The organism is Nonomuraea sp. NPDC049750 (genome assembly GCF_040659625.1).
Taxonomy (GTDB): Bacteria; Actinomycetota; Actinomycetes; order Streptosporangiales; family Streptosporangiaceae; genus Nonomuraea.
Genome location: NZ_JBFANB010000033.1, coordinates 1 through 17,246 on the forward strand (window position 1 = coordinate 1; position 17,246 = coordinate 17,246).

Consider the following 17,246-nt stretch of genomic DNA (forward strand, 5'->3'; position numbering starts at 1 on the left):
CGACGTTGGCGATGGCGCCACTCCCGCAGGGTACGGACGTGGCCGTTACCGCCGACCGGCCCCGGCAGGGCCGGGCCGGGCAGCACCGCACCATCAGAGGTGACCGCCAGGTTCACCACCCCCTGATCCACCCCCACAAAGCCGCCGACCGGCTCGCGTACTACTGGTTTGGGCAGGGTGAGCGTGCGGTGCTGCCAAGCCAGCCGAGAAACGACAGTGGCCGCCTGATTACACAGCAGCACCGCCGCCGCCAGCGCATCGGCCTGGACCGGGTTGGTCGTGAGCCGCAGTTGCACGATCGTGGGCAGGCCGTGGCGTTTGGTGGCGGAGCGGCGGATTGCCATCGCGCACCTCCTGTCACCGCGTCCTCACCCACCGCACATATTACCGAACGTGACCAAGTCTTTCCATACTGTTTCGAGAGGAGGGGTGGCGCTTCCTCCCAGCCCCTGAAGGACCGGGTCTCCGCGCCACCATTCAGATGAACACGCGTTCCGCCATGGACAGGAGCCCGGCCGTTCTCGGCGAACCGGTCACCTTGGCGACCGTGGACATCGTCATTCCGGTGCTCAACGAGCAAAAGGCACTGCCCGGTTGCATCAGGACGCTCAACGCGTTCCTCGGCGATTCCTTCCCGCTGCCGTGGCGCATCACGATCGTCGACAACGGAAGCATCGACGGCACTTGGCGGGTCGCCCGGGGGTTGACGCGCGAATTCCCGCAGGTGCATGCCCGCAGGCTGGAGACCAGGGGCCGTGGTGCGGCGTTGAAGGCCGCCTGGCGCGACAGCCCGGCCGACATCGTCGCGTACATGGACGTCGATCTGTCGACCGGGCTCGGCGCGCTGTTCCCGATGGTGGCCGCGCTCGCCAGCGGCCATTCCGAGGTCGCGATCGGCACCCGGCTCGCGCGAGGCGCCCGGACCCGCAGGTCACTACGGCGAGAGCTGGTCTCGCGCGGGTACAACGCCCTGCTCCGGTACGGTTTCGGCGTCGGCTTCAGCGACGCCCAGTGCGGCTTCAAGGCCGCCAGAACGGACGTGATCAGGCCGCTCCTGGACAGCGTCGAGGACGACGGCTGGTTCTTCGACACCGAATTGCTCCTGCTGGCCGAGCACAACGGCCTGCGCGTCCACGAGGTGCCGGTGGACTGGGTCGAGGACCTCGACTCGCGCGTGCGCATCATCAGGACGGCGGTGGAGGACCTCAGAGGGCTGGCCAGGGTGGCGCGGTCTATGTCCGGGTTGAAAGTGGCGAACGAGCCCGCGCTCACGCCCACGCACCCGGACGCGGTCGTCGCCCGGCCGCGCGCGGTGACGCTGGCCAGATTGGGGTCGTTCGCCCTGATCGGCGGATTCTCGACAGTCCTCTACGCACTGCTCTATCTCCCGCTGCGTGAGCATTGGCCGGCTGCGGCGGCAAACCTCGTCGCGCTGCTGCTCACCGGCTTCGCCGGCGCCGAGGCCAGCCGCTGGACGGTCAACGTGCTCGGCGGACACCGTACGGCCCCACGCGTCCGGACCGGGCCGGCCTTCCTGGCCGACTACGCCATCACCACCATGGCGGTGCTCGGCTTGCCGCCACCGGGCGGTCGCGTGTTCGAGGCGACCACCGCCGTCGGCACGTACTGCCTGCTCACCCTGCTGCGCTTCGCCGCACTCGACCTGTGGGTCCGCCCGAAGAGATGAACGAGATGCGAGCACAAGAGATCCGCCGCATGGCCGCGCTCGAAGACAACCACTGGTGGTACCGGGAGCGCCGGGCCATCCTCCGTGCCGAGGTACGCCGCCTGCGGCCCGGCCGGGCGCTCGACGTCGGCGCGGCCGGTGGCGGCAACACCCTGGTCCTCGTCGAGGAGGGCTGGGAGGCGACCGCGACCGACTGCTCCGAACTCGCGGTGGAGGTGGCCAGGGGCCGGGGGCTGCGGGCCGTACAGGCGGACGCGCGTGACCTGCCGGTCGAGTCCGGGAGCGTGGACCTCGTGACCGCCTTGGACGTGCTGGAGCACATCGAGGAGGACTACCTGGCCACCGAGCAGATCGCCAGGGTGCTGCGGCCGGGCGGGCGGGCGCTGATCGCGGTCCCCTGCGACATGTCGCTGTGGTCGGCCCATGACTACGCCGTCGGTCACGTACGCCGCTACTGCCGCGATTCGCTGATCGGCGTGGTCGAGAAGGCGGGCCTGCGGGTCGAGCGGCTGTGGAGCTGGAACGTACTCCTGCGCCCGCTGATCGCCCGGCACCGGCACTCGTCCACGGGCAGCGACCACCTGCGGCCGGTGTCCCCGCTGGTCAACGCCGGCCTGTCCGCGGTCGTCAGGCTGGAGAGGTGTCTGCCGGTCGGTTCGCTCAGGGGCGTGACGCTGTTCCTGCGTGCCCGCCTCGAGAGTTAAGGAGACGGGCTTGTCGCTCGATCGGAGCCTGCTGCTCGAGGACGCGGGGCGGCTGTACGCGGACGCGCCCCGGGCCCTGCGGCTCAAGCAGCGGCTGCGGGTGCTGGTCTGCCCGTTCGAGGAGACGATCGGGTACGTGCCGGATGGCGCGAGCGTGCTCGACATCGGGTGCGGCTCCGGGCTGATGCTCGGCCTCATGGCGGCGCGCGGGAAACGCGTCCAGGGGCACGGCTTCGACCCGTGCCCGGTCGCGATCGGGCTGGCCGGGCGGATGGCCGTCCGCCTGCGCGACAGCGGCTCGACGCTGCGCTTCGAGCACCGCGACGCCCGCTCGCCGTGGCCGGCCCGCTCCTATGACGTGGTCCACATGCAGGACGTCATCCACCATGTGCCGATTCCGGCGCAGCGGGCGGTGTTCGACCGGGCCTGCGCCGCGGTACGGCCCGGTGGCCTGCTCGTCTACACGGACATGAGCGCGCGGCCCTTGTGGCGCAACGCCGCCTGCCGGATCCACGATCTGATCGTCGCCCGCGAGTGGATCCACCCGGTGCCGATCAGCACGATCGAGGACTGGGCGGCGGAGAACCGGCTCGCTCTGGAGGTGTCCCGCACCGCGCACCGCGTCATATATGGGAACGATCTAAGAGTCTTCCAGCGGCGACTTTGGCCATAAGCTAGCGCATGTGGTGATTCACGGCATACTTGCGGCGTCATTAGCGCTGACGTCACTCCCCGCGACGAGCGCTCACGCGGAGATCGATTGCAGCCGGGTCAAATGTCTGGCCCTGACCTTCGACGACGGCCCGAGCGTCCATACGCCGAAGCTGCTCGACCTGCTCAAAAAGGAACGCGTCAAAGCCACCTTCTTCCTGGTCGGCGCGCAGGTGGAGAAATATCCGAGCATCGTCAGACGGGAAGCCGCCGAAGGCCATGCCATCGGCAACCACACCTATTCGCATCCGTCGCTGCCCACGCTGCTCGACAACGAGATCCTGGCCGAGATCCAGAACACCCAGGAGCTCATCAAGGAGAAGACGGGGACGCTGCCGAAGATGTTCCGCCCGCCGTACGGGGCCACCGACGACCGGGTGCTGGGCCTGGCGGGGTCACAGAACCTCTCGCAGGTGCTGTGGACCGGTACGACGCTCGACTGGAAGCTGCGTAACGTAGCGAAAATCAAGGCGGCCGTGTTCAGGTTAGCCAAGCGCGACGGCGTGATACTCATGCATGACGTGGTGCCGCAGACCGTACAAGCCATGCCGGCGATCATCAAGGAGCTCAAGAAACGCGGCTACCACCTCGTCACCGTGCCGACGCTGGAGCGCGGCAAGGGGATGGAAGCCGGGGTGAGTTACCCCTGAACCGCCTGGATCGGGAGCCATGCAGATCGAAATCGCCAAGCGCCGGCGATGGGTGCCACTCGGAACGTTCGTCGCTATTCAGGCCGTTCTCGCCTGCTGGTGGGCGGCGTTCTATCCCGGGCTGTTCAGCCGCGATTCGGTCCTCTACCTAAGCCACACCCTCGTCGGTCCCTGGGTGGGCGACCACTCGGTCCTCTACGACTCGCTGCTGTGGCTCAGCTTCAGGACCACCGGTGACCTCGGCGCGGTCACGTTCCTGCAGACCACGGCCATGGCGGCGGCGCTCACCTACCTGACGGAAGCGCTCAAGAACCTCGGCGCGCCGCGCAGGTCGACGACGGTGGTGGCCGTGCTCCTGCCGCTGGTGCCCACGGCCGGCGCGTTTACGGTCACGCTCTGGAAGGACGTGCCGTTCACGATCTGCGCGGTCGCGATCGCGGCCGCCTGCGCCGCGATGGCCGCCGACCGTACCGTCACTTACCGCAGGCTGCTCGGGCTGGGCCTGCTGATGACCACCCTGGGGCTGTTCCGGGCGAACGGCTTCCTCATCGTGGGCGTCGCCATCGTCGTGCTGCTGGTGGTCGTCTCGGCCATGCGCGTACGGCTGGCGCTGGTCGGCACGGTGGCGGCGGCCATCCCACTGCTGCTCAACAACCTGCTCTTCCCCCAGCTCGGCATCGCGGCCCCGTCGAAGACGTACGTCTACCACACGGCCTTCGGCGACATCGCCGTCGCGTACCGGGATCATCCGGAGCTGTTCACCGAGCAGGACAAGACCCTCATGACGGCCGTCGCGCCCCTGACCAGGTGGACCGAGGGCGGCAACTGCTACACGATCAACCCGCTGATCTGGCGGCGTGACTTCAGCTGGCCGCAGGCCGACGCGCACGCCGGTGAGCTGCTCGACCTCTGGAAACGCCTGCTCCTCCAACAGCCCGCGATGGTGGTCGACGCCAGGCTGTGCCGGGGCGCGATCGCCTGGAAGCTGTTCGGGGACGACACGGTCGAAGGCGGGCGGACCTACCGGTTCTCGCTGCGCCCCAACGCCGACACCTACGTGGGACCCAACAAGGTGCCCGACTTCCAGGGCCGCTGGGTCTACTCGCTCCGGCCGATGTCGCAAGAGCTTTACCAGAGGGCGAGCTCGTGGCTGGCCACCGCCGAGCAGCCGCAGTATGACTGGCTGCTGTGGCGGGGTGCGTTCTGGTGCTACCTGTCCTATCTGGCCGTGGCCCTGGGCGCGCTGGCGCAGCGCAACCGCTATGTGATCGCCGTGGCGGCGCCGGTGATTGGGCAGCAGCTCGCCATCCTGGCCAACATCTCCGCCCAGGACTTCCGGTACATGGCCTCACCGATCCTCATCGGCGTCCTGCTGGTCCCGCTGCTCATCGCCTCCATCGGCCGGCTCGTCCGACGCCTGCCCCCTCGGGAACCGGCATCGGCCTCGACCTCGACCTCGGCCGAGCAGGCGGAGACGCCGGCTTAGCTCGTCAGCCGGCGGCCGCGTGGCGGGCGTCGTAGCGCTCGCGGGACTCCGCCACGCTCGCGCTGTGCCTGATCGACCAGTTGGTGAACGTCAGCATCGCCTCGTGGAGCTCCAACGCCATGGGCGTGGCCGCGTACTCGACCATGGGCGGGACGGTGGCGTAGACCTTACGTTCGAGCAGGCCGTCACGTTCGAGAGCGCGCAGGGTCAGGGTGAGCATCCGGCGGCTGATGCCCTCGATGAGTCGTTCCAAATCGGTGAACCTGACCGGCCCGTCCGACGCCGCCACGAGGATCTGGATCGCGTACTTCCCGGCGATCCGGTCGAGGACCTCGCGCGGCGTTACAGCGGTGTTCTTGTGAAGCATGTCGCTGATGGTCACACACCATGACCCACTGTTACAAGTCTTCGTCAAAGCCGCTTCCCGCCAGCAGATCCACGGATTCGCCATCGACCACGTCCGTAACCGCAGCATGCTGTGCGACGGCGGCACCGCACTCTGCTCTGGCGGAGGCCCCGCTTCCGCGCAGTCCACTGTCGCCTACGGCTCCTATGCGGTCATGGCAGCTTAGAGTTCGTTGTCGCGGCTCTGCGCCCGCGTCCAGAAGGCGCGAAGCAAGTCGAGTGCGCTGGCACAATCCGGGCTTGCGCACGTGAGGTTCTCGGCGAGCTTGGGGTAGTCAATCTTCCAGGCGGGAGGTGGATCGGGGATGAGCAGCGGGACCGAGTGCGTAGCTCGTACAGCGAACACGTGGCGCACCACCTCGAGCAACTCACCGTCGGCGGGGAGGCCGTCCTCGATCAGCAAGATCAGATCAACCAGATCCTTCACCCTGGTGTTGGGCCGTGAGTTGTAGTCCCGGGTGAGAGCGTGCAGCTTCTCCGCGAAATGCTGGCGACGATCAACCGAGTCGATCATGCGTGGCGGAATATCAGCGAACGCGAGAACACCTGGCAGCAGGATCCGCTCGGTCGCTGCAAGCTCCTCGTCGCACAGCACAATGTCCAGCCGGATCTAGGCAAAGCTCTTACCTGCGAGAGCACTGTCAACAGAGAACCGCCACCCAGGCCGTCCAGCCGCATCCGCGTCCAACGAGGATGGCCGCCCAACGAAGAATACGAAACCATCCCGGTCGACGTCGGCCGCCAGGGTCTCGATCAGTTCCTCGCGTAGGACCTCGCCATCGCATGGACCGTCTCTGAGCGCCAGATCGAGGTCTTTCGTGGCCCGCGCCCGGCCACCCAGACGAAATTCCAAGGAAATGCCGCCCTTGAGCACCCAGCGATGTTCAACAACCGACAGCCTGACGGAGATCCGATCGAACACCGCGATCCTCCGCAAACGGCTGAGGTCGGTTCCGCTTTCGTCGGCCTGGCGCTTGAGCCGAGCCTCCAAGGCGCGTCGGAGATCGACCGAGGTCGCATAACGGCTCATCTGAGCTCCGCGCGAATGGCTCGCTCCACCGAGAGCTCGGCCCGGGAGCCGACTCGCTGCGCAGCCCTCAGAAGTTGTCCCTTGGTCGTGGCACCGCGATCGAGCAGGTCAGCGACGGCGGAGTCGATCACATCCTGATCGGTTCCGTCCGCAGCGGATTCCGCGATGGCGCGCATGGGCCTCGTCACCCGAAATCCCTCATGCTCTTCCACCTCGTCACTCGTCAGCTCCGCTCGGTGAAGGACTACCAAGGAACTTCGTCGGCGGAACCCGGGCGGGACCGTCAGATGGATCCGGGCCGGATTGGCGATGCCCAGATCGTGAACCGCGAGAGCAGTGGTGTGGGACACGACCGCGCGTCCCTGGCCCCACAACGCCCAGGGGACGAGGTGATCCTGTTCGCCCGGCGGGAGATCGGCGAACTCCCGGAAGCGATAGATGCCGCGATCGATGCGTGTCCAGTGACCGCGGCTGGCCTGGAAGTATTGCGACTGGTAGGAGTATCCATCCTCAAGGGCTTGAGCCGCAGTGAAGTAGCCATGCTGGTGCGCGGCTCGCCGCCAGAGCCGCACACGAGGCGTGTCTTCACCCGACTCCACAGCCTCAGACTAGCACCTAACAGGGACTTTTAGTTTTACGTAGATCCAAAACATCAAACTAAAAATAAGTCATAGCTGCGAGCGCGCTCAGGCGACACCACGGTAAGGCCAGTCCGCGTCCTGACTGCCCTGCCGCTGCCGACCTGATCGCGCAGGGGCTGCTCCTACAGTCGTGAACACTTCCCGCGCGATCGGTGAAGGAGAGGTGTGAACCCAAGGACCGAGAGGTGATCGCGATGTCACGGGCGCTGCCCGCGCAGGTCGGCGACGCCGTGATCATCGAGCAGTCGTGGCGGGAGCCCGAACGCTTCTCCGCCATCTTCGACCGCTACTACCCCGAGATCCACGACTACGCCGCACGCAGGCTGGACAGCGCCTTAGCCGACGACATCGCCGCGGAGACGTTTCTCATCGCCTTCGACAAACGCACCGGCTACGACCTCGCGCGCCCCGACGCGCGGCCCTGGCTGTACGGCATCACCTCCAACCTCATCGCCCGGCACCGCCGCGCCGAAGTACGCCGATACCGGGCGCTGGCCAGGGCAGGAACGGAAAACCCCATGGAGGACCACGCCGACCGAGTCGCCGGGGTGGTGGACGCGGGCGCGCGCAAATCCCGGCTCGCCCAGGCCCTGGCCGAGATCGCCGACGGCGACAGGGATGTGCTGCTCCTGATCGCCTGGGCCGAGTTCACCTCCGAGGAGGCGGGCAGCGCGCTCGGCATACCGGCAGGAACGGCGCGCTCACGGCTGCACAGGGCCCGCAGGAAGATCCAGGCCGTACTGGGAGAGGACGAATCATGAACGACTTGGAGACGCTACGCGAGGTCTGGGACCGCCCGAATCCCCCCTCGCCCGCCGCGCAGTCAGCGGCCAGGGCCGCACTCTTGGCGCGAGCCGACAGGCCCCGCCCCAAGCGCAGGTGGGCGATGCGGGCGCTGGCGGTGGCGGCCTCGGCGGTGGTGATCGCGACGGGAGTGACCGTGTTCCAGTCCGTGGGAGGAAGAGAAGGGGGGCAGCCGGCACTCCCCGCCGCCAACGCGCAGGTGGTGCTCACCAGGATCGCGGCGACCGTACAGAAGAAGGACTTCACGCCGCCCCGCGACGATCAGTGGATCTACACCGAGATGCGCGTGCGGAGCTACGGCAAGGACATCCTGGGCAAGCGGCTCACGCCACGGATGCCGTTGCCGAGGACGGTCGAGGAGTTCTGGACGCGAGCCGACGGCAGGCGGGTCGGCTACAAGGTGGGTGGCAAGCTGATGACCACCAACCCCGGGGAGCGGACGCCGGAGAACACTTACGCCATGGTGGCCGCGCTGCCCACCGACCCTGACAAACTGCTGGCCAAGTTCCGCAAGATCCACGCTGTGCCGGACGCGGATCAGGACGACTGGATCTTCCTGCGGTTCGCCGTGACCCTGAACCAGAATGTCCCCCCGCCGGCCCAGGAGGCCGCCATCTTCAAGGCGATGGCCAAGCTCTCCGGCGTGACGGTGAACGAGTCGGCGGTGGATGACGATGGCCGTCCGGCGCTGTCGGTCTCTCGCGTCTCCGAGGGGTGGCTCAAGCGTGAGGTCCTGCTGGACCCGTCGACGTACGCCTTCCGAGGCAGGCGCGAGACCGCGGTGGCGGATCACGAGGAGCGGACTCCGCACCCGGGAGAGAAGGTGTTCACCGTCAAGGACGGTAAGTACGTTCCGGCTGCCCCGCGCGTGGAGTGGAGCATCGAGAAGGGAACCGTCTGGCAGGTGTCCACGCGCACCGTCGTGGGCGTCGTCGACCGGGCCGGGCAGAAGCCGTAACCGTTCGACGAGCTTTACCAGTCCGCGGCTTGGAGCAGCCGCAAGGCGGCCTCGGACGGTGAACCCGGTTCGGCGTTGAACACGGCCACCCGCTGCCCTTCGTCGTTCGGCAGGGTCATGAACTCGGCCATGAGCGCCATGGTGCCCACCATGGGGTGGTGGTAGGTACGTGTGTCGGTGCCGCAGTCGCCGACGGAATGCGCGGCCCACAGTTTCGCGAACTCCGGGCTCCCGACCGTCAGCTCGCCTACGAGGCCGGTCAGGCCCGGGGCACCGGGATAGCGGCCCGCGATCAGCCGCAGGTCGGCGACGGTGGAGCGGGCCTTGCGCGTCCAGTCGCCGTACAGCTCGCGCATGTGAGGGTCGAGGAACAGCATGCGGGCGATGTTGGGACGTTCGGCGGGCCGGTTCGGCGCGTCGAAGTCGAGGTGCCCGGCCAGCAGCGCGTGCGCCATCGGGTTCCACGCGAGGACGTCGAGGAAGCGCCCCATGACCAGTGCGGGCACGTCCCCGAAAGACTCGATCATGAGCCGTACGCCCGGCCGTACCCGCTCAGGCTTGGCCGCCCGGCGCCGGGTCCTCGCCTTGGGCCGGGCCAGCGAGTAGAGGTGGGCGCGTTCGGCCTCGTCCAGGCGCAGGACCCGGGCGACGGCGTCGAGCACGGCGTCGGAGGCGTTGGGGCTCTGGCCCTGTTCGAGACGGGTGTAGTAGCCGGCACTCACTCCGGCGAGCTGAGCCAGCTCGTCTCGCCGCAGGCCGGGCACCCGGCGGCGTCCCCCGAACGTGGGAAGTCCGGCGTCCTCGGGCTGCAGTCGTGCCCGCCTCGACCGCCGGATATCCCAACAAAACGGGAATTGTGCGCGTCATAGCGATCAACACCTCTCAGGAAGGTCGTCGACATGGACGCCACCCCCAAGAAGCTTTTCGCCATCGCCACGACAGCCGTCATGGCGCTGTCCTTGACCGCCGCCCCCGCCTCGGCGGCGAGCAGTGCGAGCAGGTCGCGCCTGATGAACGCCGCCACCGAACTCTGCCTGGCCGTAGGCAAGAGCGAAGTACGGGCCGGCAAGAAGGTCATCCAGTGGACCTGCTCCACCAACAAGGACCAGCAGTGGATCTACCGCAAGGGCAAGGTCATCAACGCCAAGACCGGCATGTGCCTGGCGATCGCGCGCGGCGTCCAGGTCAAGGGCAAGTACGCGATCCAGTGGCCATGCACCGACGGCGGAGCCGAGCAAGAGTGGACCTACGACGAGCACCAGCGACTGCGTAACCGAGCCACCGACATGTGTCTGGCGGTCGGCAAGGCCGAACGCAAGCCGGGCAAATGGATCATCCAGTGGACCTGCCGGGACTCCGCCGACCAGGCCTGGTTGATGCGCTAGCACCGTGGCCGGCGTCGGCGGCCGACTTCCCGGAAAATTCTGCGAAGAAGTCCGGGAGGAAGTGTCGGATCGGGGCGGTGGTGTTCGTAGCAGGAGTGAGGCCACCCGCAAGGGGCGGCGCCAAGGCAAGGGGAACCGCGATCATGAAGCTGACGACCGTGACTCAGGTCCCGGGGGTGAGCCGCAGGTGCGCGGCAGTGGCATCCTGACCCAGTGGCAGCTGGAGAGCGTCCTGGTCGACGAGATGACCGGCCAGCCGGGCGCCCGCGATATGCGACGGCCTGAAGCCCCTACCACCGAACCACACCACAGGAGATGATCTTCAGATGCGTTATCTGGTTTCCGTGATCGATGACAAAAGCAACCCCGGCAGCACGGACAAGCAGCCTGCCATCAGCGCGTTCAACGAACGACTGATCGCCGAAGGCTACTGGGTCTTCGCGGGCGGACTCGCGGACACCGACGCGGCCACGGTCATCGACAACCGAGGCGAGCAGGCGGTGTTCAGCGACGGGCCCTTCGTGGAGTCGAAGGAGTACCTCGCCGGCGTCTGGGTGTGGGAGGCCCCCGATCTGGATGTGGCGCTCAAGCTCGCCGCCGAGGCGTCGAAGATCTGCGATCGGAAGATCGAGGTGCGGCCGTTCCAGTGAGCGACATCGAGGAGGCGATCACCCGGGCCCACCACGACGAGTGGGCGCGGGTGGTGGCCGCGCTGACCAGGCGCTTCGGCGACCTCGACATCGCCGAGGAAGCGGCGGCCGAGGCGTTCACGACCGCCGTCGAGCGGTGGCGGGCCGACGGCCTGCCCCCCAACCCGGGCGCGTGGCTGACCACCACCGCCAACCGTAAGGCCATCGACCGGATCCGGCGCGAGAACAAACGCGACGACAAGCACAAGGAGGCCCAGATGGTGTACGACGACGACCCGCCCAAGCCGCTGGGCGCCATCGACGACGACCGGCTCCGGCTGATCTTCACCTGCTGTCACCCGGCGCTGGCGGTGGAAGCGCGCGTGGCGTTGACGCTGCGGATGGTCGGTGGTCTGACCGTGCCCGAGATCGCCCGTGCCTTCCTGGTACAGGGGAGCACCTTGGAGCAGCGGATCACCCGCGCGAAGGCCAAGATCAAGGCGGCTCGCATCCCCTATCGGATGCCGTCCGCCGACGATCTGCCGGCTCGCGTCTCCGGTGTCCTGGCCGTCCTGTTCCTCGTCTTCAACGAGGGCTACCTGGCCAGCGGCCCCGACACCGATCCCGTACGACACGACCTGACCACCGAGGCGATCCGGCTCACCCGCCTGATCCGCGTGCTCCTGCCGCAGGACGGAGAGGTGGCCGGCCTGCTGGCGCTGATGCTGCTCATCGAGGCCCGCCGCCCCGCCCGGGTCTCGGCCAGCGGCGAACTGGTCCCCCTGGCCGAGCAGGACCGCGGCGCCTGGAACGCGGAACTGATCGCCGAAGGTCATCGGCTGGTGCGTGAGCGCCTGGCCGCTGCCGCCGCCGGGGTGGCCCCGGGCCGCTATCAGATCCTCGCGGCGATCAACGCGGTGCACACCTCCGCCCGCGACATCCGCGACACCGACTGGTCGCAAATCCTCGCCCTCTACGACCAGCTCGTCCGCCTGGACCCTTCGCCGATCATCGCCCTCAACCGGGCCATCGCCGTGGCCGAGCTCGACGGGCCGGAGGTGGCGCTGGCCATCGTTGACCGCCTCGCCGAGGCGTTGGCCGGCTATCACGCCTACCACGCCACCCGCGCCGACCTGCTGCGCCGGCTGGGCCAAAGTCAGCAGTCACGCGCGGCCTACGACCGGGCCATCGAGCTGGCCGGCAACACCGGCGAGACCGCCTACCTCACCCGCCGCCGCGACCAACTGCGGTAGCGCCCGCCTTTGCAGCGCTCCATGCCGGAGATCCCGGATTGTCGCACGCCAACGCAGACGCCCTCCCGGCGGGCCGATCGTCGCCCTGATGCCCCACGAGGCACCATAGGCCGACGAAGCCGGCCGTCGAGCTCTTTGAGATCGACGGCCGGCTTCAGACGCACAAGCGCCGGTGGAGATACTTCGCACTGCCGATCCTGTACGGCGACCGCCTTGTGGGCGAACTCGACGCCACGACCGACAGCGGCGGGCCACCGAACGCCTAGTTCTTGCTCCAGATCCCCGCGTAGACGTTGTCCTCGACGTTCGTGACGATGGGGTGGTAGCCCAGCCCCTTCATCTCAAGGGACTTGAGCTTGTAGGTCACGCTGGACAGCTGCAGATACTCCTTCAGGCCGGTCGAGTTGGCCTTGCCCCACACGGTGGTGTAGAGCTTGCCGGGCTCGATGGCCATGGCGACAGGGCTCAGACCCTGCTTCGCCCGCGCCAGGAGCTCCCTGCCGCGCTGCTCCACGGTCTGGCCGGTGGTCACTTGGAGGGTTCCCGTGACGGCCCCGGCGGCCCAAACGGCCGTGTAGAGCGGCTTCTCGGCCGTGCCGTACACGTCCAGCGAGGAAATCTGGTAGCCGGCGGCACCGAGCTGGGTGTTGACGGTCGCCAAGGCTTCCTTGGTCAGGTTGGTCTTGGACTGGAGCTTGCGCGTGGTCTTCTCGAAGACCGCCGCGAAGATGGCGCCCGTGCCCGCACCCGTACCAGTGATCATGGTGGGCTGGAAGCCCAGCTGCTGCTGTTCGGTGATGCGCTTCGGCAGGTCGGTGACCGACAGGTCCTGCAGGACGTTCACCTTGCGGGTGGCGTCCTTGACCCATACGGAGGTGTACTCCGGGTTGGCCGCGTTGGTCACGCTCAACGCCGAGGGAACGTAACCCGTACCCAGCAACTGCTTGATGCGCTGCAGGTGAGCGGACTCGGTGAGCCCCTGGAGGGAGAGCCAGCTCAGCGGCAGGCTCTGGGCAGACTGGACGGTCTTGGCGGGCTGCTCGGCCATCGCCGGAGACGAGAGCGCCAGCAAGGGGGCCGTGGCCGCCGCGAGCACCGTGGTGACAGCGACGATTCTCGGAGTGTTCCTCATGGTCCTCCTTAGGTAAAGGTTGTCCCAAAATCGGGACAAGAAGTGACCATAACAAAGAATGAGCGCATCTTGACCATCTGTCACCGTGATCGTGACAACGATGTGTCAAGAAAGCGGGTGCCGAGCGGCCGCATCCAGAGGAACCTTCACGTTTTGGCCGGTCACCGTCGTGCCCGACCTACGCTCCCAGGTCTGAGCGGCTCGTGCGCGATTGGGGTGCCAGCTTGATACTCGGAGATCGCCCAGATCCCTCCCGCCCGGCGACAGGAGCCGACCGTGGATCTACTCCTGCGCGCTGCCATCGACTTGGTGGCCGCCTATCGCGAGTCGCCTTGCACCTCCAGGTCGAATCCGTGTCTCCTCAGCTGGTAGAGGCGCAGGGATCGCTGCGGGAGGAAGCCGAGCATACGGATGAGTGTCGAGAAGATCACCTGGTGGACCAATTCGATGGGCATGAGACCGATAAAGGCCCACAGGGGTGATGTCGCGAGTAGCCACGTCGCGCACTGCCGCGCCAGGTAGCGCGAATCGAGCAGGTCGTCGCGTGCCCACCAGCGGTAGGTGTAGGGAAGGCGCTTGTGGAACAGCCGATACAGCGCCCAGTGCCACAGCGGCGGGCGTTCGCGCAGGCGCAGTGCGATACCGGCACGTATGACGTCGAGTGAGTCACGCAGGGTCGGCCTGGTCTGCTCCGGCTTCGCCAGGTCCATCAGCGTGCCGATCAATTCCTCGCCCCGCGTCTGCCGATATCGGAGCGGATAGGCCCGCACGAGGAGCCGGCAGCGACGCTCGTAGGTATCCATGATCACGTCCCGGGTTGGAGTCGTGCGCCGAGGCGGCGCTGCGCGGTGGCGGCCAGGCGGGCCAGGCGGGCAGTCTCCTCGGTCAGGAGCTCGGCGCCCTGACCGGTCAGCTCGTAGTAGCGGCGGTGTCGGCCGTCCACGACCTCTTCGCCGACCACACGGGCGAGCCCAGCCTCGGTCAGGCGATCAAGCGCGCCATAGAGGGTGCCCGCGCCGAGGCGTATGCGGTCCTCCGACAGCTCGCGCACGGCTTTGATCACGCCGTAACCGTGCAATGGGCCTTCGGAAAGGGCCAGCAGCACGAGATAGCTCTGTTCACGTAGCGGCATATCCGATATATATCGCTAACCGTACTATTGGTCAAAGAGGCCGGCGCTCGCAGAACCGAGCGCTTCACCCGCTTCCGGCCCTTGAACCGGTCTGCCGCGCGTTGGCTCTGCCAGATCGCCCCAGCGAAGCGTTCCGTCAAGGTGCTCCACTCGTCGGGCTTGGGGAATGCGCACGCAATCCGGCACGGGCGAAGGCCGAGGGCCAGGAGCCGAAGTCGATGGGTCCGCTGGCTGGTCTCTAGGCGCGGCGGGCGCTCGCGACCTACCTGGTCGCCCAATCGCCGGACGCCGCCGGGCGACCGCGTCCGCGCGCAGTGCTGCCTAGTGAAAATTTGTGAGCGCCATCTCCGCCAAGTCGCGGAGCTGCTCATCGGAGTCACTTCGAGCAATACTTTTAACCGACTCACGAAGAGGATCCCACGGCATGTACATAGAAGCGATCACAGCCACTCGCCGCACGTCCAGATGAGCCGACACAAGGCCGTCTCTAATCACACCGGAGACATCAGGCGAATATTCGGAAGCTGTAGCCGCGAGCATCATCAGCAGCAGAACCCTGGCATTCCACTCAGGAGCCCCATCGTAGAGCTCGACAAGCTCGCCCGACTCCACCACCTCGAAGCCTGCCGAAACTTCCTGGTAAGCATGGTGAACGGCCACGCCAGGAACACCCGAGACGGAATCATTCTCCAGCACGAGGTACGCGATGCCCAGAACCTCGTCGTCCACAAGGTGGACCCCCGACCCCACTCGGCATGACCCAGACCAGCTCTTCAGGAGAGAATTCGCCGGCAGGATGATGGCCGTCGAATGTCCAATTCCGGCGCTCCGCAAAACTAGCAAGTGCCGAGATTTCAACAGCATCCCGAAAGTCCAGGTTCAATCGCGCGGGCACTCCGATCCAACGAATCACATCTCCCGGAGCCCCGAAAAAGGGGCTTCGCGGGCACGCGGCCCGATCAGCGCTGCGGCGTCACTCCCACTCGATGGTGCCCGGCGGCTTGCTCGTCACATCGAGCACCACCCGGTTCACGTCGCGGACCTCGTTCGTGATTCGGGTGGAGATCCGGGACAGCACGTCATAAGGCACCCGCGACCAGTCGGCCGTCATCGCGTCCTCGGACGTCACCGGTCGCAGCACCACCGGGTGCCCGTACGTACGCCCATCCCCCTGCACGCCCACCGACCGCACGTCGGCCAGCAGCACCACCGGGCACTGCCAGATCTCCCGGTCGAGGCCGGCGCGCGACAGCTCCTCGCGGGCGATCGCGTCGGCCTCGCGCAGCAGGTCGAGGCGCTCCCGTGTGACCTCGCCGACGATGCGGATGCCGAGGCCGGGGCCGGGGAACGGCTGGCGCCAGACCATCGCCGTCGGCAGGCCGAGCTCCTCGCCCGCTCGGCGCACCTCGTCCTTGAACAGGGTCCGCAGCGGCTCCACGAGCTTGAACTGCAGGTCCTCCGGCAGGCCGCCGACGTTGTGGTGGGACTTGATGTTGGCGGTGCCCGTGCCGCCGCCGGATTCGACCACGTCGGGGTAGAGCGTGCCCTGCACCAGGAAGTCGACGGGGCCGTCGGCCATGATGGCGCGCTGCTCGTCCTCGAAGACCCGGATGAACTCGCGGCCGATGATCTTGCGCTTCTCCTCGGGGTCGCTGACGCCTTCGAGGGCCTTGAGGAAGCGGTCGGCGGCGTCGACGACGCGGAGCTTGACGCCCGTGGCGCGGACGAAGTCGCGCTCGACCTGCTCGGCCTCGCCCTTGCGCAGCAGGCCGTGGTCGACGAACACGCAGGTCAGCCGGTCGCCGATGGCTCGCTGGACCATCGCGCCGGCCACCGCCGAGTCGACGCCGCCGGACAGTGCGCAGATCGCCCGGCCGTCGCCCACCTGCCGGCGGACCGCCTCCACGGCGTCTTCGACGATGTTGAGCATGGTCCAGGTCGGGCGGCAGCCCGCCGCGTCGAGGAAGTGCTTGAGCACCGCCTGGCCATGCTCGGAGTGGAGCACCTCGGGGTGGAACTGCACGCCGTAGAGACCGCGCCCGGTGTCCTCGAAGGCGGCGACGGGCGTCTGCTGGGTCGAGGCGGTCACCGTGAAGCCCTCGGGGGCGGTGGCCACGCTGTCGCCGTGGGACATCCAGACCTTCTGCGCGGCGGGCAGCCCGGCGAAGATCACGCCCTCGCTGAGCACGTCTAGGTCGGTGCCGCCGTATTCGGCGACGCCCGTCTGGGCGACCTCGCCGCCCAGCGCCTGGGCCATGGCCTGGAAGCCGTAGCAGATGCCGAACGTCGGCACCCCCGTCGAGAACAGCCCTTGGGGCACGGCGGGCGCGCCCTCGGCGTAGACCGAGGAGGGCCCGCCGGACAGGATGATCGCCTTCGGCTTCTTGGCCAGCATCTCCTCGACCGGCATCGTCGAGGGGACGATCTCGGAGAAGACGTGGCACTCACGGACCCGCCTGGCTATCAGCTGCGCGTATTGCGCGCCGAAGTCGACGACGAGCACTGTGTCGAACTCAGACACCGAGAGGACCCCCCAAAGCGAATGCGGTGCTCACAAGTGTATCGGGGGGTAGCCCCAGAGGATGCTCCCCACCAGCCCGGAGCCGAACCTAGAGGATGCTCCCGACCAGCCCGGGGCT

At 67.6% G+C, this 17,246-nt stretch carries 18 protein-coding genes and 2 pseudogenes; 10 read left to right on the forward strand and 10 right to left on the reverse strand.

What is annotated here, in order from left to right; translation table 11 throughout:
- Positions 1-344 (reverse strand): annotated as a pseudogene (locus AB0J16_RS48375) (hypothetical protein); the annotation flags it as partial.
- Positions 345-481: 137 nt separating this feature from the next.
- Here AB0J16_RS48375 and AB0J16_RS48380 point away from each other — a divergent pair.
- The 5 genes from AB0J16_RS48380 to AB0J16_RS48400 are packed head-to-tail and all read left to right on the forward strand — an operon-like array spanning position 482 to position 5,238.
- The gene (locus AB0J16_RS48380; protein ID WP_358552916.1) at positions 482-1,687 is read left to right on the forward strand and encodes a glycosyltransferase; all 1,206 of its coding nucleotides are present in this window, start codon (positions 482-484) and stop codon (positions 1,685-1,687) included.
- 5 nt (positions 1,688-1,692) lie between these two features.
- Entirely contained in the window at positions 1,693-2,391 is a 699-nt protein-coding gene (locus tag AB0J16_RS48385; protein WP_358552918.1) for a class I SAM-dependent methyltransferase, read from the forward strand.
- 10 nt (positions 2,392-2,401) lie between these two features.
- On the forward strand, positions 2,402-3,064 hold the full coding sequence (locus AB0J16_RS48390; protein WP_358552920.1) for a class I SAM-dependent methyltransferase: 663 nt from the start codon (positions 2,402-2,404) through the stop codon (positions 3,062-3,064).
- Positions 3,065-3,074: 10 nt separating this feature from the next.
- Positions 3,075-3,752 carry a polysaccharide deacetylase family protein gene (locus AB0J16_RS48395; protein ID WP_358552922.1) on the forward strand — a complete coding sequence of 226 codons (678 nt, stop codon included), beginning with the start codon at positions 3,075-3,077 and terminating at the stop codon, positions 3,750-3,752.
- 19 nt (positions 3,753-3,771) lie between these two features.
- Positions 3,772-5,238, forward strand: a complete 1,467-nt coding sequence (locus tag AB0J16_RS48400; protein WP_358552924.1) for a hypothetical protein — start codon at positions 3,772-3,774, stop codon at positions 5,236-5,238.
- Positions 5,239-5,242: 4 nt separating this feature from the next.
- On the opposite strand, the gene AB0J16_RS48405 is transcribed toward AB0J16_RS48400, so the two are convergent.
- From AB0J16_RS48405 to AB0J16_RS48415, 3 genes and pseudogenes are all read right to left on the reverse strand, one after another.
- On the reverse strand, positions 5,243-5,605 hold the full coding sequence (locus AB0J16_RS48405) for a helix-turn-helix domain-containing protein (protein ID WP_358552926.1): 363 nt from the start codon (positions 5,603-5,605) through the stop codon (positions 5,243-5,245).
- A 201-nt stretch (positions 5,606-5,806) separates the two neighbouring features.
- A pseudogene (locus tag AB0J16_RS48410) lies at positions 5,807-6,673 on the reverse strand (nucleotidyl transferase AbiEii/AbiGii toxin family protein).
- On the reverse strand, positions 6,670-7,272 hold the full coding sequence (locus AB0J16_RS48415; RefSeq protein ID WP_358552928.1) for a hypothetical protein: 603 nt from the start codon (positions 7,270-7,272) through the stop codon (positions 6,670-6,672). Before AB0J16_RS48415 ends, AB0J16_RS48410 begins: the two are co-directional and overlap by 4 nt.
- Before the next feature lie 236 nt (positions 7,273-7,508).
- On the opposite strand from AB0J16_RS48415, the gene AB0J16_RS48420 reads away from it, so the two are divergent.
- Complete coding sequence (locus AB0J16_RS48420) at positions 7,509-8,075, forward strand: RNA polymerase sigma factor (RefSeq protein ID WP_358553092.1); 567 nt, start codon at positions 7,509-7,511, stop codon at positions 8,073-8,075.
- Positions 8,072-9,076, forward strand: a complete 1,005-nt coding sequence (locus tag AB0J16_RS48425; RefSeq protein ID WP_358552930.1) for a CU044_5270 family protein — start codon at positions 8,072-8,074, stop codon at positions 9,074-9,076. The genes AB0J16_RS48420 and AB0J16_RS48425 overlap by 4 nt, the downstream gene beginning before the upstream one ends.
- 14 nt (positions 9,077-9,090) lie before the next feature.
- Here AB0J16_RS48425 and AB0J16_RS48430 read toward each other — a convergent pair whose 3' ends face one another.
- Positions 9,091-9,912 carry a helix-turn-helix transcriptional regulator gene (locus tag AB0J16_RS48430; protein ID WP_358553094.1) on the reverse strand — a complete coding sequence of 274 codons (822 nt, stop codon included), beginning with the start codon at positions 9,910-9,912 and terminating at the stop codon, positions 9,091-9,093.
- 63 nt (positions 9,913-9,975) lie between these two features.
- Between AB0J16_RS48430 and AB0J16_RS48435 the strand changes: the two genes are divergently transcribed.
- The 3 genes from AB0J16_RS48435 (at position 9,976) to AB0J16_RS48445 (ending at position 12,343) form a co-directional block, all read left to right on the forward strand.
- Complete coding sequence (locus AB0J16_RS48435) at positions 9,976-10,461, forward strand: RICIN domain-containing protein (RefSeq protein ID WP_358552932.1); 486 nt, start codon at positions 9,976-9,978, stop codon at positions 10,459-10,461.
- A 326-nt stretch (positions 10,462-10,787) separates the two neighbouring features.
- Entirely contained in the window at positions 10,788-11,111 is a 324-nt protein-coding gene (locus tag AB0J16_RS48440) for a YciI family protein (protein ID WP_358552934.1), read from the forward strand.
- A complete protein-coding gene (locus AB0J16_RS48445) occupies positions 11,108-12,343 on the forward strand; it encodes a sigma-70 family RNA polymerase sigma factor (protein ID WP_358552936.1) in 1,236 nt (411 codons plus the stop codon). Before AB0J16_RS48440 ends, AB0J16_RS48445 begins: the two co-directional genes overlap by 4 nt.
- A 262-nt stretch (positions 12,344-12,605) precedes the next feature.
- Here the strand turns inward: AB0J16_RS48445 and AB0J16_RS48450 are convergent, their stop codons facing one another.
- The 5 genes from AB0J16_RS48450 to guaA form a co-directional block, all read right to left on the reverse strand.
- The gene (locus AB0J16_RS48450) at positions 12,606-13,475 is read right to left on the reverse strand and encodes a hypothetical protein (protein WP_358552938.1); all 870 of its coding nucleotides are present in this window, start codon (positions 13,473-13,475) and stop codon (positions 12,606-12,608) included.
- A 317-nt stretch (positions 13,476-13,792) separates the two neighbouring features.
- Positions 13,793-14,278: a hypothetical protein gene (locus AB0J16_RS48455; RefSeq protein WP_358552940.1), complete on the reverse strand. Its 486-nt coding sequence runs from the start codon at positions 14,276-14,278 to the stop codon at positions 13,793-13,795.
- Between the two features lie 2 nt (positions 14,279-14,280).
- Positions 14,281-14,607: a PadR family transcriptional regulator gene (locus AB0J16_RS48460; protein ID WP_358552942.1), complete on the reverse strand. Its 327-nt coding sequence runs from the start codon at positions 14,605-14,607 to the stop codon at positions 14,281-14,283.
- Between the two features lie 321 nt (positions 14,608-14,928).
- Positions 14,929-15,336 (reverse strand): hypothetical protein, encoded by a 408-nt coding sequence (locus AB0J16_RS48465; protein WP_358552944.1) that lies wholly within the window; start codon positions 15,334-15,336, stop codon positions 14,929-14,931.
- A 244-nt stretch (positions 15,337-15,580) separates the two neighbouring features.
- A complete protein-coding gene (guaA, locus tag AB0J16_RS48470; RefSeq protein WP_358552946.1) occupies positions 15,581-17,128 on the reverse strand; it encodes a glutamine-hydrolyzing GMP synthase in 1,548 nt (515 codons plus the stop codon).
- Positions 17,129-17,246: the final 118 nt, after the last annotated feature.